Source organism: Streptomyces sp. NPDC126503, from assembly GCF_040302405.1.
Classification (GTDB): Bacteria; Actinomycetota; Actinomycetes; order Streptomycetales; family Streptomycetaceae; genus Streptomyces; species Streptomyces gulbargensis.
In genome coordinates this window covers 155,973-170,621 of sequence record NZ_JBEORS010000004.1, presented here as the reverse complement: position 1 = coordinate 170,621, position 14,649 = coordinate 155,973, and the positions used below count along the sequence as shown (strand labels likewise).

General features: G+C 73.7%; 10 protein-coding genes and 1 pseudogene. 8 read left to right on the top strand and 3 right to left on the bottom strand.

Annotated elements, in window-relative coordinates:
• The first annotated feature begins 71 nt into the window (after positions 1 to 71).
• From ABTY40_RS07740 to ABTY40_RS07730, 3 genes and pseudogenes are all read left to right on the top strand, one after another.
• Positions 72 to 1,442 (top strand): discoidin domain-containing protein, encoded by a 1,371-nt coding sequence (locus ABTY40_RS07740; RefSeq protein ID WP_352058680.1) that lies wholly within the window; start codon positions 72 to 74, stop codon positions 1,440 to 1,442.
• Positions 1,442 to 2,746, top strand: a pseudogene (locus ABTY40_RS07735) (MFS transporter); the annotation flags it as partial. The gene ABTY40_RS07740 and the pseudogene ABTY40_RS07735, both read left to right, overlap by 1 nt.
• A gap of 227 nt (positions 2,747 to 2,973) precedes the next feature.
• A complete protein-coding gene (locus tag ABTY40_RS07730) occupies positions 2,974 to 3,999 on the top strand; it encodes a TolB-like translocation protein (RefSeq protein WP_352058679.1) in 1,026 nt (341 codons plus the stop codon).
• A gap of 48 nt (positions 4,000 to 4,047) precedes the next feature.
• Here ABTY40_RS07730 and ABTY40_RS07725 read toward each other — a convergent pair whose 3' ends face one another.
• Complete coding sequence (locus tag ABTY40_RS07725; protein WP_352058822.1) at positions 4,048 to 5,325, bottom strand: MFS transporter; 1,278 nt, start codon at positions 5,323 to 5,325, stop codon at positions 4,048 to 4,050.
• A 131-nt stretch (positions 5,326 to 5,456) separates the two neighbouring features.
• Positions 5,457 to 6,002, bottom strand: coding sequence for a methylated-DNA--[protein]-cysteine S-methyltransferase (locus ABTY40_RS07720; protein WP_352058678.1), 546 nt, complete (start codon positions 6,000 to 6,002; stop codon positions 5,457 to 5,459).
• A 195-nt stretch (positions 6,003 to 6,197) separates the two neighbouring features.
• Here ABTY40_RS07720 and ABTY40_RS07715 point away from each other — a divergent pair, with 195 nt between their 5' ends.
• The 5 genes from ABTY40_RS07715 (at position 6,198) to ABTY40_RS07695 (ending at position 13,280) form a co-directional block, all read left to right on the top strand.
• Complete coding sequence (locus ABTY40_RS07715; protein WP_352058677.1) at positions 6,198 to 7,094, top strand: MHYT domain-containing protein; 897 nt, start codon at positions 6,198 to 6,200, stop codon at positions 7,092 to 7,094.
• A 71-nt stretch (positions 7,095 to 7,165) separates the two neighbouring features.
• Positions 7,166 to 9,310 (top strand): excinuclease ABC subunit UvrB, encoded by a 2,145-nt coding sequence (uvrB, locus tag ABTY40_RS07710; RefSeq protein ID WP_352058676.1) that lies wholly within the window; start codon positions 7,166 to 7,168, stop codon positions 9,308 to 9,310.
• 153 nt (positions 9,311 to 9,463) lie between these two features.
• The gene (locus ABTY40_RS07705; RefSeq protein ID WP_309051311.1) at positions 9,464 to 10,042 is read left to right on the top strand and encodes a TerD family protein; all 579 of its coding nucleotides are present in this window, start codon (positions 9,464 to 9,466) and stop codon (positions 10,040 to 10,042) included.
• A gap of 112 nt (positions 10,043 to 10,154) precedes the next feature.
• The gene (locus tag ABTY40_RS07700; protein ID WP_352058675.1) at positions 10,155 to 12,044 is read left to right on the top strand and encodes a TerD family protein; all 1,890 of its coding nucleotides are present in this window, start codon (positions 10,155 to 10,157) and stop codon (positions 12,042 to 12,044) included.
• Positions 12,045 to 12,275: 231 nt separating this feature from the next.
• Complete coding sequence (locus ABTY40_RS07695) at positions 12,276 to 13,280, top strand: TerC/Alx family metal homeostasis membrane protein (protein ID WP_309051313.1); 1,005 nt, start codon at positions 12,276 to 12,278, stop codon at positions 13,278 to 13,280.
• A gap of 80 nt (positions 13,281 to 13,360) precedes the next feature.
• Here ABTY40_RS07695 and ABTY40_RS07690 read toward each other — a convergent pair whose 3' ends face one another.
• Positions 13,361 to 14,641, bottom strand: coding sequence for an MFS transporter (locus ABTY40_RS07690; protein ID WP_352058674.1), 1,281 nt, complete (start codon positions 14,639 to 14,641; stop codon positions 13,361 to 13,363).
• Positions 14,642 to 14,649 lie beyond the last annotated feature (8 nt).

The window sequence follows — 14,649 nt, the reverse complement described above, 5'->3', positions numbered from 1 at the left end:
CCCCGCGCACGCCGGCCGTGCTCCGCACCGGTGTCCAGCTCTCGCCACCCCTCAGGCCAGGGAGCCCGGGTATGCGCCCGTTCGTCTCAGCCCCATCCCGTCCCACCCCCGTCCCCCCCACCCGTGTCCGCCGCTCCACCGTCCGTCCGACCCTCCTCCTCGCCGCCGTCCTCGCCCTCGTCGGCGGTCTCCTCCTCGCCCATCCCGGCCGGGCCGGAGCCGTCGCCGACCCGCTGATCTCCCAGGGGCGGCCCGCCACCTCCTCCTCGGTCGAGGACGCCACCTTCGGCCCCGAGAAGGCCGTCGACGGCGTCACCACCACCCGCTGGGCCAGCGCCGAGGGCTCCGACCCGCAGTGGATCACCGTCGACCTCGGCCCCTCGGCCGCCGTCTCCCGGGTCCGTCTCGTGTGGGAGGTCGCGTACGCCCGGACCTACCGCGTCGAGATCTCCGCCGACAACGTCGCCTGGACCACCCTCGCCACCGAGAGCGCCGGCAACGGCGGCACCGACGACTGGACCGGCCTCACCGGACAGGGCCGCTACCTGCGCGTGTACGGCACCTCGCGCGGGACGCCGTACGGCTACTCGCTGTACGAACTGGAGGTCTACGGCACCAGCGGCGGCACACCCCCGCCCACCGGCGCCTTCACCGTCGTCGCCGCCGGGGACATCGCCGACCGGTGCACCGCGTCCAGCAGCTCCTGCGCCCACCCCAAGACGGCCGCGCTGGCGCAGCGCCTCGCGCCCGCCTTCCATCTCACGATGGGCGACAACCAGTACGACGACGCGATGCTCTCCGACTTCCGCGCCTACTACGACAAGACCTGGGGCGCCTTCAAGGCCAGGACCCGGCCCGTCCCCGGCAACCACGAGACCTACGACCCGGCCGGGCCCCTCGCCGGCTACAAGTCCTACTTCGGCGCGATCGCCTACCCGCAGGGCAAGCCGTACTACAGCTACGACCACGGCAACTGGCACTTCGTCGCCCTCGACTCCAACTCCTTCGACGACCCCGCCCAGATCCAGTGGCTCAAGGACGACCTCGCCCGCACCACCAAGGGCTGCGTCGCCGCCTACTTCCACCACCCGCTCTACTCCTCCGGCGGCCACGGCAACGACCCCGTCTCCCGGCCGGTCTGGCGGATCCTCTACGACGCCAAGGCCGACCTGGTCCTCAACGGGCACGACCACCACTACGAGCGCTTCGCCCCGCAGGACCCCGACGGCCGGGCCACCGCCGACGGCATCGTCGAGATCGTCGGCGGAATGGGCGGCGCCTCCCCATACCCGATCGAGACCGTCCAGCCCCATAGCCAGAAGCGGATCAGCGGCCCCTACGGCGTGCTGAAGCTGGACCTCACCGACACCACCTACACCTGGCAGTTCGTCGGAGTCGACAACCAGGTCAAGGACTCCGCCCCGACCTACCGCTGCCACTGATGTACCTCGCGACCACCGGTCGCCCGGACGTGCCGCCGGCCTCCTCGGGGGTCCGGCGGCACGTCCCCGGCACCGTCCTCGCCCTCGGCACGGTCAGCCTCGTCACCGACATCTCCTCCGAGATGGTCACCGCCGTCCTGCCGCTCTACCTCGTCCTCGGGCTGGGCCTCTCCCCGCTCCAGTTCGGCCTGCTCGACGCAGTGACCACCGGCGCCACCGCCCTCGTCCGGCTCCTCGGCGGCCACACCGCCGACCGGGGCGGCCGCCACAAACAGGTGGCGGGGCTCGGCTACGCCCTCTCCGCCTGCTCCCGCCTCGGCCTGCTGCTCGCGGGCGGCGCGGCCGGAGCCGCCGGCTGGCTCACCGCGGCCCTCACCGCCGACCGGCTCGGCAAAGGCGTCCGCACCGCCCCGCGCGACGCCCTCATCACCCTCCACACCCCGCCCGAGGACCTCGGCCGCGCGTTCGGCGTCCACCGGGCCATGGACACCACCGGAGCCCTCCTCGGCCCCCTGGCCGCCTTCGCGCTGCTGTGGGCGACGGCCGACGCGTACGAGGCCGTCTTCGCGGTCAGCCTCTGCGTGGGGGCGTTCGGCGTTCTCCTGTGGGTGCTGCTCGTGCCCGGGCGGCGGGACCCGCGGACGCCGGTCCGCCCGCCCCGTGAGCGGGGCGGGGCCTTCGCCGCCCTCCGCTCGCCCGCCTACCGGCGGACCGTGCTGTGCGCGGCGCTGCTCGGAGCGGCCACCGTCGGGGACGCCTTCCTCTACCTGCTCCTCCAGCGGCGGCTCGACCTCCCCGCCACGTGGTTCCCCTTCCTCCCGCTCGGCGCCGCCTGCGTCTACCTGCTGCTCGCCGTCCCGGTCGGACGCCGGGCCGACCGGAGCGGGCGGAGACGGCCCTTCCTGTACGGGCACGGGGCACTGCTCCTCGCCTACGGGCTGCTCCTCGCGCCCCTGCCCGGCCCGCTGGTCCTCGGGGGCGTCCTGCTTCTGCTCGGCGCCTTCTACGCCGCGACCGACGGGGTGCTCATGGCCCTCGCCGGGCCGCTGCTCCCCGAGCGGCGGCGGGCCGGCGGCCTGGCCCTCGTCCAGACCGCTCAGGCCCTCGCCCGGGTCGGCGCGGGCATCGCCTTCGGCGCCCTGTGGACGGTGAGCGGCCCCCGTACCGCCCTCGCCGGCGCGGCCCTGGCCCTCACGGCCGCCCTCTGCTGCGCCGGCCGCCTGCTGCCACGGGACAGACCCGGAGGAGGCCGGGGGAGGCCACCGGGACCGGATCCGGCGCCCGGACCGGCACCGGACCCCTCCGTCCCGGTACCGGAGCCCGTCGCGCCCGGGCCCCGCCCGTCCGCCCCGGGGGCGAATCCCGTACCGCCCGTGCCCCGTCAAGCCGGCCCCGTACCGGAGCGCGTTCCGCCGCCTCCCGGCCCCGTACCGGAGCCGCCCCCGGCCCCGTCCGCCCCGCCGTCGCCCGGCCCCTCCGCCGTGACGGCCGGTGAGCCGTCGCCCGCAGCCCCCACCAGGAGGTCCCGACCATGAAGCCCAGCGCCCCGGACCGCCCGGGCCCGTCCCGGCGCACGCGCGCGTGGATCATCGTCCTCGCGGCCCTGATCCTCGGCGGCGGCGCCACCGCCTACACGCTCCGTGCCGCGGCCGAGCGGGGTACCGCCGCCGCGGCGACCGCAGACTCCGGCTTCACGCTCGACCAGGGGACCGGCGTGCTCCACGTCCGCGACACCGCCACCGGACGCGTCGCGCGCGTGGACCCGGCCGCGCCCGGCGGCCGGATCGCGGGCGGCCCGTCCTGCGACCGGTTCCACACCGCGGGCGGCACCGCCCTGTGCCTCCGGCGCCGGCCGGGCGTCCCGGCCCGCACCGACGCGCTCGTGCTCGACCGCCGGCTGCGCGAGGTGCGCCGGGTCACCGTGCCGGGCACCCCCAGCCGTGCCAGGGTCTCCGCCTCCGGGCGGATGCTCTCCTGGACGACCTTCGCGACCGGCGACTCCTACGCGGGCAACGCCTTCTCCACCCGCACCTCCCTCCTGGACCTGCGAACGGGCTACCTCGTCAAGAACATGGAACAGATCCCGCTCACCCTCGGCGGACGGCGCCACCACGCCCCGGACGTCAACTACTGGGGCGTCAGCTTCGCCGCCGACGACAACCGCTTCCACGCCACCGTCTCGACCGGCGGCCGCACCCACCTCGTGGAAGGCGACCTGCGCGCCTGGTCGGCCCGCACCCTCCGCGAGAACGTCGAATGCCCCTCGCTCTCCCCGGACGGCACCCGGCTCGCCTTCAAGAAGCGGGTGGGCGACGGCCCGCGCGAGCCGTGGCGGCTGTACGTGTACGACCTCCGCACCGGGCGGGAGCACCCCACCGCCGAGCGGCGGGGCATCGACGACCAGGCCCTGTGGACGGACGTCGGCACCCTCGCGTACGGCCGCGGCGGCGGGGTCTGGACGGTTCCCGCCGACGGTACGGGCGCGCCGCGCCTCCTCGCCGCCGGCGCGAGCTCGCCGGCGGTACCGGCGCCCGCCCCCTCCGGCCCGCCCGGGTGACCGGCTCGGGCCGCCTCGCGCCGCCGTCCGCCGGGCCGGCCGCGCGGCTCAGGTCGCGCGGGTGGTGCTCCGCAGCGCCAGGGCCGCCATGGGCAGCAGCAGGCACGCGGCGATCGCGTTGAGCGGACCGTAACCCGCCTGCGCCACGACCAGGCCCGCCGCGAGGCCGCCCACGCCCGCGGCGGTGTTCATCACGAAGTCGGAGAGGCCCTGGGCCGCCGCCCGCTGCGCCTGCGGCACCGAGTCCGTGAGCAGCGCCGAACCGGAGACCAGGCCCGCCGACCAGCCGAGCCCCAGGACGAAGAGGCCGAGCGCGGTCTGGCCGTGGCTCGGTCCCGCCGTGCCCGCGAGCAGCGCGGCCAGCGCGATGAGCCCGGCCGCGAGGCCGATCACGGCGCGCCGGCCGAGCCGGTCGGAGAGCCAGCCCATGACGGGCGAGAAGGCGTACATACCGGCGATGTGTCCGCTGATCACCAGGCCGATCAGCTGGATGCCCGCCCCGTGGTGGTCGAGGGCGACCGGGGTCATCGACATGATCGACACCATGGCGGTGTGGGAGACGGCGACCGTGACGAGGGCGAGCCGGGCGGGCGCGGACTCCCGTACGGCCCGCATGCCGGCCCTGAGGGAACGGTTCTCCGGCGGGCGGCCCGGCGCCTCGGCGTCGGCCAGGGCGCGGGCGGTCAGGAGCGGGTCCGGGCGCAGCAGCAGGGCCACCACGGCCGCCGCGATCACGAAGACGCCGGCGGCCCAGACGAAGGGTCCGGCCGTGGCGGGGATGCCCAGGCCGGTGACGCTCTCCCCGGCGGGCGCGGCGATGTTGGGCCCGAGGACGGCCCCGATCGTGGTCGCCCACACCACCATGGAGATGGCGCGCGCCCTGCGGTCGGCCTCCTCCAGGTCGGCGGCGGCGAAACGGGCCGCGAGATTGGCCGAGGAGCCCGCCCCGAACCCCACCAGACCCACGAGCAGCAGCGGGAAGCTGTCGACGACCGCGCCGAGGACGGCCACCCCGGCGCCGAGCGCCCCGAGCAGGTAGGCGAGGACCAGCCCGGCCCGTCGTCCCCGCGCCGACATCAGGGCGGCCAGCGGCATGGCGAGCAGCGCGGGCCCCGCCACCGTCGCCGTGGAGGCGAGTCCCGACAGGGCCTCCGTACCGCTGACCTCCTTGGCGAGGACGGCGGCGAGCGCGACTCCGGTGGCGATGCCGAGACCGCCCAGGATCTGGGTGGCGATCAGGACGGCCCGGACGCGCCGGCGCAGAGCGGGGAGCGCGCCGGGCGCGGGCGTTCCGTAGGAGAGCTCGCTGTCAGGGGTGTCGGGCATCTTGGTCACTTACGTGAGTCTGCCAGCCGTCCTCCACCAGGGGAACGCCCGCGCGCCCCCGCCTCCGGCGGTCCGGCCCCGTCCCTCCCGCGAGCCCCGCCTCCGACGGTGCCCGTTCCCGGCACGCCCGCTCAGAACAGCGGCTCCGGCAGCACCCCCTCCAGCGCCAGCAGCCGCCGCTTCGTCTCCAGGCCGCCCCCGAAGCCGCCCAGCCCTCCGTCGCTCTCCACCACCCGGTGGCACGGCACCACCACCGGCAGCGGATTGGCACCCATCGCCGCCCCCACCGCCTGCGCCCCGCCCGGCTGCCCCACGCGCCGCGCCAGCTCCCCGTACCCGACGACCGTCCCGTACGGCACGCCCGTCGCGAGCTCACGCAGCACCTGCCGGTGGAAGCCGGCCGTCAGCGACCAGTCCAGGGGCAGGTCGAAGCCGCGCGGGTCGCCCGCGAAGTAGCGGTGGAGCCGGCGTATCGGCTCGGCGAGCAGGCCCGAGGCACACTCCACCGGCCGCGTCCCCAGCTGCTCCGCCAGCCGGGCGAGCATGCCCGCGCGCCGCTCGGCACCGGCGTGGAACTCCACCCGCACGAGCCCCTTCGCCGTCGCCGCCAGGAGGAGCGGTCCGATGCCGCTCTCCACCACCGTCCACTCGACGGCGGACCCCGCTTCGATGTCCATGCCCTCACCGTACGACCCGCCACCGACAGCCGGTCCGGCATCACGGCGCGGTCTCGCTCAGGTCTCACCAGGGGAAAATCCCCGGCCGCATGGTCGCCCGCCTCCGGGCGCGCCATAATCTCGCCCCGGGGGTAGTACCCAGCGGTTCCGACTGTTTTCGGACGAAGTTGCACCAGGGGTGGAGGGCACACGCTCATGCAGGGCACGGTCGACGGTTTCAGCTACGGGCTCGTCACGCCCGTGGCCGCCTTTCTCATGGCCTGCCTCGGCGGTGCCCTCGGACTGAGGTGCACCACCCGGTCGCTCCGCCACGACGACACCTTCAAGGCCGGCTGGCTCGCCCTCGGCGCCACCTCCATCGGCACCGGGATATGGACCATGCACTTCATCGCGATGATGGGCTTCTCGGTCCGGCAGGCGCCGATCAGCTACGACCTGCCCATCACCTTCGCCAGCCTGGGCGTCGCCGTCCTCATGGTCGGCATCGGGATCTTCATCGTGGGCTACCGCGCGGCGACCGCTCTCACCCTGGTGACCGGCGGCACCATCACCGGTCTCGGCATCGCCACCATGCACTACCTCGGCATGGCCGGCATACGCCTGGAGGGCCGGATCGAGTACGACACCCTCACCGTCGCGCTCTCCGTCCTCATCGCCGTCGTGGCCGCCACCGCGGCCCTCTGGGCCGCTGTCTCCGTCCATGGATTTCTGGCCAGCCTCGGAGCGAGCCTGGTGATGGGAGTCGCCGTCAGTGGTATGCACTACACCGCCATGTCGGCGGTCAGCGTCCACCTCCACGGCGGCGACGCCCCGGCCGGCCCCGGCGACACCGCCACCTCCCTCCTGCCGATGCTGATCGGGCCGGCGGTCTTCCTGATCCTGGCGGCCGTCGTCGTGATGTTCGACCCGCTGCTCGTCATGGGCGACCCGGACCGGCACCGGACCCCGGCCCGCGCCGTGCACCGGCCCGGCGTCCCCGCCCCCCGCTACGTGCCCACCTACGGCGAGCCCGCGAACTGGAGCGCACGCCCCGCCGGACGCGGCGCCCGCAGGGCCGTCCACCGCGCCGGACACCGCTCCCAGGACTGGTGAACCGGGCGGGCGGGACCGGGCGGGGAACCGATCACCGCCCGACTGTCGGTGCGGGGTCGTACGGTGGTTGCATGCGGCCCGTTTCCAAGATCGAACGTTCGGTGGCGCCCTTCGAGGTCGTCAGCCCCTACCAGCCCAGCGGCGACCAGCCCGCCGCCATCGCCGAGCTCGAGCGGCGCGTCCGCGCGGGCGAGAAGGACGTCGTGCTGCTCGGCGCCACGGGCACCGGCAAGTCGGCCACCACGGCCTGGATGATCGAGAAGCTCCAGCGCCCCACCCTGGTCATGGCGCCGAACAAGACCCTGGCCGCCCAGCTGGCCAACGAGTTCCGCGAGCTCCTGCCGAACAACGCGGTCGAGTACTTCGTCTCGTACTACGACTACTACCAGCCCGAGGCGTACGTCCCGCAGTCGGACACCTACATCGAGAAGGACTCCTCGATCAACGAGGAGGTGGAGCGGCTGCGCCACTCCGCGACGAACTCGCTGCTCACCCGCAGGGACGTCGTCGTGGTCGCCTCGGTCTCCTGCATCTACGGCCTCGGCACCCCCCAGGAGTACGTGGACCGCATGGTCCCGCTCAAGGTCGGCGAGGAGATCGACCGCGACCAGCTGCTGCGCCGCTTCGTCGACATCCAGTACACCCGCAACGACCTCGCGTTCACCCGGGGCACCTTCCGGGTGCGCGGTGACACCATCGAGATCTTCCCGGTGTACGAGGAGCTCGCCGTCCGCATCGAGATGTTCGGCGACGAGATCGAGGCCCTCTCCACCCTCCACCCGCTGACCGGCGAGGTCATCAGCGAGGACCGGGAGCTGTACGTCTTCCCCGCCAGCCACTACGTCGCCGGCCCCGAGCGCATGGAGCGGGCCGTCAACGACATCGAGCGCGAGCTGGAGAGCCGCCTGGCCGAGCTCGACAAGCAGGGCAAGCACCTGGAGTCCCAGCGCCTGCGCATGCGGACCACGTACGACATCGAGATGATGCGCCAGATCGGCTCCTGCTCCGGCATCGAGAACTACTCGCTGCACTTCGACGGACGCGAGCCCGGCTCCCCGCCCAACACCCTCCTCGACTACTTCCCGGAGGACTTCCTCCTGGTCATCGACGAGTCCCACGTCACCGTGCCGCAGATCGGCGCGATGTACGAGGGCGACGCCTCCCGCAAGCGGACCCTCGTCGACCACGGGTTCCGGCTTCCCTCGGCCCTGGACAACCGGCCCCTGAAGTGGGAGGAGTTCCAGGAGCGGATCGGCCAGACCGTCTACCTCTCGGCGACCCCCGGCACCTACGAGCTCTCCCGCTCGGACGGCTTCGTGGAGCAGATCATCCGTCCCACCGGCCTGGTCGACCCGGAGGTCGTCGTCAAGCCCACCGAGGGCCAGATCGACGACCTGGTGCACGAGATCCGGCTGCGCACCGAGAAGGACGAGCGGGTCCTCGTCACCACCCTCACCAAGAAGATGGCCGAGGACCTCACCGACTACTTCCTGGAGCTCGGCATCCAGGTGCGCTACCTCCACAGCGACGTCGACACCCTGCGCCGCATCGAGCTGCTGCGCGAGCTGCGCTCCGGCGAGTACGACGTCCTGGTCGGCATCAACCTCCTCCGCGAGGGCCTCGACCTTCCGGAGGTCTCCCTCGTCGCCATCCTCGACGCCGACAAGCAGGGGTTCCTGCGCTCGGGCACCTCCCTGATCCAGACCATCGGCCGTGCCGCGCGCAACGTTTCCGGGCAGGTCCACATGTACGCGGACACCATCACCCCGGCGATGGCACAGGCCATCGACGAGACCAACCGGCGCCGCGAGAAGCAGGTCGCGTACAACACCGAGCACGGCATCGACCCGCAGCCGCTCCGCAAGAAGATCAACGACATCGTCGCGACCATCGCCCGCGAGGAGATCGACACCGAGGAACTCCTCGGCACGGGCTACCGCCAGTCCAAGGACGGCAAGGGCGCCAAGGCACCCGTCCCCGCGCTCGCCGCGCACGGCGCCCCCGGCAAGGGGAAGGGCAAGGGCGCCGGCCGGTCGGGCACCGTCGAACTGGGCGACCGCCCGGCGACCGAACTGGCCGCGATCATCGAGGAGATGACCGACCGGATGCGGGCCGCCGCGGCCGAGCTCCAGTTCGAGGTCGCGGCCCGGCTCCGCGACGAAGTGGGCGAGCTGAAGAAGGAGTTGCGCCAGATGAAGGAGGCGGGGCTCGCCTGACCTTCCCGCCGTGCGGCAGGCGGTCCGGTGTGTTGCAACACCGACACAAAACCGGACCGCGTCTGCTGCGCCGTCGGTGCCCCTGCGTAGGGTGCTGCCCAGCCGCACGCACACGACGGCGGGCGCGGGGAACGCTAACGAGAGGGGCAGCGCGTGACGGTCAACATGACCAAGGGGCAGGCCATCAGCCTGGAGAAGCAGGGCGGGGGCAGCCTCGACCAGGTACGGATGGGGCTCGGCTGGCAGGCCGCGCCGCGCCGCGGCCTCTTCGGCTCGCGCACCCGGGAGATCGACCTGGACGCCTCGGCCGTGCTGTTCGCCGGCAAGCAGCCGGTGGACGTGGTCTTCTTCCGCCACCTCGTCAGCGACGACGGCTCGGTGCGGCACACCGGTGACAACCTGGTCGGCGGTGTCGGCCAGGGCGGCGACGACGAGGCGATCCTCGTCGACCTCCAGCGCGTCCCGGTCCACATCGACCAGATCGTCTTCACGGTGAACTCCTTCACCGGCCAGACCTTCCAGGAGGTGCAGAACGCCTTCTGCCGGCTCGTCGACGAGACGAACGGGCAGGAGCTCGCGCGCTACACCCTCGACGGCGGCGGCCAGTACACCGCGCAGATCATGGCCAAGGTGCACCGGGCCGGTACGGGCTGGCAGATGACCGCCCTGGGGAACCCGGCCAACGGCCGCACCTTCCAGGACCTCATGCCCGCCATCCTGCCGCACCTGTAACCCGCGGCCCGCGTACGCACCCACAGCTCCCGGCGGCCCAGGCCACCGGGAGCTGTTCCACAGCAACCACCCGGCGCCCGGCCGGGGACACGCCGAGGGGAACAGAGCCGAGATGACCGCCGAGCTGGTCCGGGGGCAGAACCACCCCCTGCCCGACACCCGCCTGGAGATCCGGGTCTCGGCCGGTCATCCGGTCGTCGCCCTGGCCACCCTCGGTGACGCGGACGGCCGGGTCACGGACGCCGGACGGGTCGCCCATCCCGGCGCGCCCGCCCTGCCCGGCGTCGGCGTGCCCCGCACGGTGGCGGCCGAACACCGTCTCGCCGTCGACCCGGCGGCGCTCCCGGAGGCCGTCCACCGGGTCTCGGTGCTGCTCGTCCTGCCCCCGGGCGAGGGCGGCCCCGACCGCTTCGGTACGGCCGCCGCCCCCTACGTCTCCGTGTGCGGGCCGGAGGGCCGGGCCCTCGTCGCGCACACCCTCGCCGGCCTCGGCCGCGAGACCGCCGTCGTCGCCCTGGAGCTGTACCGGCGCCAGGGCGCCTGGAAGGTCCGCGCGGTCGGCCAGGGGTACGAGGGCGGGCTCGCCGCGCTCCTCGCCGACCAGGGCCTGGAACGTCCCGCCGAGCTCGCGGCCACGGTCCTCGAAGCCGCAGCCCGGCCCCCGGTCACCGCCGCCGGAGCCCCGGGGACGGGGGGCGCACCGCGGAGCGCGCCGCAGGACGGGACGAGCGGCGGAGGGACCATCAGCTACAGCCACCCGCGCCGCCGGCCGAGCGCCCCCGTCCCCGCGCCGGCCACCCCCGTCCCCGCGGCCACGGCTCCCGTTCCCGCGCCCGGCCCCGGCGAGCCGGACCCGGCCTCCCCCTACCCCGCACCCGTCGCGGGGGACGCCGCCGGCTGGTCCATGGACGAGCGCCTCTACAACCAGGTCTGGGGCATGTTCGAGGACCTGGCCCGCACCGCCGCCGCCTACCGCAGCGCCCGCGACTTCGCCGAGACGCGGCTCGACCAGGAGCTCGACCAGGCGCTCTCCGACCCCCGAGCCCGGATCGGCGGCGCCGGCGACGCCGCCAGGGCGGCCGCCAAGGCCCGGCACGACGACCTCGTGGAGCGGGCCCGGGAGGTCCTCGACCGCGACCTGGACCGGCTCGCCGCCGAGTCGGAGGTGGTCGAACCGGCCCTCCCCGTCGCGTACGCCCGCTGGGACAACCCGGTCTGGCACGCCTACCGCGCCCCCGACGAGCCGCCGATGGCCGTCCGCCTGGGCGACCTGCACCTTCCCGAGCGTCCGGAGCTGCGCATCCCGCTGCTCGTCCGGCTCCCGCTGGAGCGCGGGATCTGGGTGGACAGCGGCCGGGACCGCTCCGGGGCGGCCGGCGTCCTCGACCCGGCGGAACTGCGGCGGCTCGCCCTCGACACCGCCGTCGCGCACACGGCCCGGCTGCTCGCGGTCCACCCGCCGGGCCGGTTCGCCGTCCACGTCCTCGACCCGGCCGGTTCGGGCGCCGCCGCCTTCGCGCCCCTCGTGGAGACCGGCGTCCTCGCCGCCCCCGTGGCCCGGGGCGCGGCCGGCGTCACCACCGTCCTGGAACAGCTGACCGAACGGGTCGACCTGCTCCAGATGGCGCTGCGCGCGGGCGCCCCCGACGCGCTGCCGCCCGGTCTGGACACGGCCCGGCAGCTGCTGATCGTGCACGACTTCCCGCACGGCTTCGACGACCGGGCCGTCACCCGGCTGCGGTACCTCGCCGACGAGGGCCCCTCGGTCGGGGTCCATCTGCTGCTCGTCGCCGACCGGGAGGACGCCGCCGCCTACGGCCCCGTGCTCGACCCCCTGTGGCGTTCGCTGCTCCGGCTCACCCCGGTGCCCGACGACCACCTCGCCGATCCGTGGGTCGGCCACGCCTGGACGTACGAGCCGCCGGTGCTCCCGCCGGGCAGCGCCGTGCTGCGTCAGGTCCTCGCCCACGTGGCCGGAGCTCGTCCTCAGAGCCCGCGCTGACCTGGCCTTTTGAGCCCTCTTTACCCTGCCCTTTACCTTCTCTTGGTTCTTCGGGTAGTGTTCTTGGTGCGGAGGGGAGTACTCCCCATGCGCGGCGTTCCCGTCAGTACGGACGGATCACGGTGATCCGGCCCGGGGCGTCGGCCCGGTGGCGGCACGCGTGCCGCCCGGGTGGAAGAGACCTCCGGCAGCGACGACGCTGATCAGTAGCCGTACGACGCCGGAGGCGCAGTGGACGTTTCAATGACCCTGTGGGTGCTGACCATTCTCGGTCTGTGTGCCCTCATCGGAGCCGACTTCCTCATCGGCCGCAAGCCCCATGACGTGTCGGTGAAGGAAGCCGGCATCTGGACGGTCGTCTGGATCGTCCTCGCCGTCCTCTTCGGCCTCGGCCTGCTGTTCTTCGGCAACAGCCAGGCGTCCGGAGAGTTCTTCGCCGGATTCATCACCGAGAAGTCGCTGAGCGTCGACAACCTCTTCGTCTTCGTCCTGATCATGGCGAAGTTCTCGGTGCCCTCCCACCTCCAGCAGCGCGTGCTGCTGATCGGTGTGCTGATCGCCCTGGTGCTCCGCGCGATCTTCATCGCGGCGGGCGCCGCGATCATCGCCAGCTTCTCCTGGGTCTTCTACATCTTCGGCGCGTTCCTGATCTACACCGCCTGGAAGCTCATCCAGGAGGCGCGCTCCGACGAGGAGGAGGACGACTTCGAGGAGAACCGTCTCCTGAAGTCCGTCGAGAAGAAGTTCGGCGTCGCGGACCGGTACCACGGCACCAAGCTGTTCATCCGCAACAACGGCAAGCGGGTGCTGACGCCGCTGATGGTCGTCATGCTGGCCATCGGCACCACCGACGTCCTCTTCGCCCTCGACTCGATCCCGGCGATCTTCGGCCTCACCCAGGACCCGTACATCGTCTTCACCGCCAACGCCTTCGCCCTCATGGGTCTGCGCCAGCTGTACTTCCTGATCGGCGGCCTGCTGAAGAAGCTGGTCCACCTCAGCTACGGCCTGTCGGTGATCCTCGGCTTCATCGGCGTCAAGCTCGTGCTGCACGCCCTGCACGAGTCCGGCGTCCACGTCCCCGAGATCTCGATCCCGTTCTCCCTCGCGGTCATCTGCGGCGTGCTGGTCATCACGACCGTCACCAGCCTGATCGCCTCGAAGAAGCAGGAGCGCAAGGAGGCCGAGGAAGCCGCGGCCACCGGGTCCGGCGAGAAGGACAGCGTCGGCGCCTGACGCCCACGGGCGTACGCCCCACCGCACGGCGACGGCCGGCCGGGAATCCTCCCGGCCGGCCGTCGGCGCGTCCGCCGCCCTCAGGCGGGCGCCCCCTCCACCGCGCCCGAGCGCTCCGGCATCGTCTCCGGGAGCAGCGCGAAGCAGCCCAGGCTCAGCAGGGCGAGCAGCGTCAGATAGGCCGCCACCCCCCAGGGCGGCCCCGAGCGGCCCTCCGAGAGCGCCGTGGCGACGAGCGGGGTGAGCGCGCCGCCCAGGACACCCGCCAGGTTGTAGCCGACCGCGGCGCCCGTGCAGCGCACCCGGGGCTCGTACAGCTCCGGCAGGTACGCCGCCACCACCGCGAACATCGTGATGAAGGCCAGCAGCGCCCCCAGGAAACCGAGGAACATCAGCAGGGGCCGGCCCGTGTGCAGCAGCCCCACCAGCGGGAACATCCACAACGCCGCCGCCGCGCAGCCCGCCAGGCACAGCGGGCGGCGCCCCCAGCGGTCCGCGAGCAGGGCCACGAACGGGGTGGCAGCCCCCTTGATCGCCACGGCGGCCATGACGCAGGTCAGCATCACCGTGCTGCTCACTCCGAGCCGCTCGGTGCCGTAGGCCAGCGCCCAGGTGGAGACCGTGTAGAAGATCGCGTACCCGACCGCCAGCGCGCCGGCCGTGAGCAGCACCAGACGCCAGTGGCCGCGTGCCACCTCGGCCAGCGGGGCGCTCGCCCGGCGTCCGGTCGCCGACAGCTCCTCGAACTGCGGGGTCTCCGCCAGCGAGGAGCGCAGCAGCAGGCCCGCGGCGGCCAGGACACCGGCCACCCAGAACGGCACCCGCCAGCCCCAGGAGCGGAACTCGGCGTCGCTTAGCCCCGCCGAGAGTCCCAGCATCACCCCGTTGGCGAGGAGGAAGCCGACCGCCGGACCGATCTGCGGGAAACTCGCCCACAGCGCGCGCCGGTGCGCGGGCGCGTGCTCGGCGGTGAGCAGCACCGCCCCGCCCCACTCGCCGCCCAGGCCGAGGCCCTGCAGGAAGCGGAGCGTCAGCAGCAGCAGGGGGGCGGCGACGCCGATCGACCCGTACGCCGGGACGCAGCCGACCGCGACGGTGGCGCAGCCGGTGAGCAGCAGCGACACGAACAGCACCGGCCGCCGCCCGTACCGGTCGCCGATGTGGCCGAACACGATCGAGCCCAGCGGGCGGGCGAGGAAGCCCACGGCGAAGGTGCCGAAGGCCGCCAGCGTCCCGGCGAGCGGTGAGAAGGTCGGGAAGAAGAGCGGCCCGAGGACGAGGGCCGCGGCGGTGCCGTAGATGAAGAAGTCGTAGAACTCGACGGCCGTGCCGACGAGCGAGGCGACGGCGAGCCGGGCCATCGAAGGCG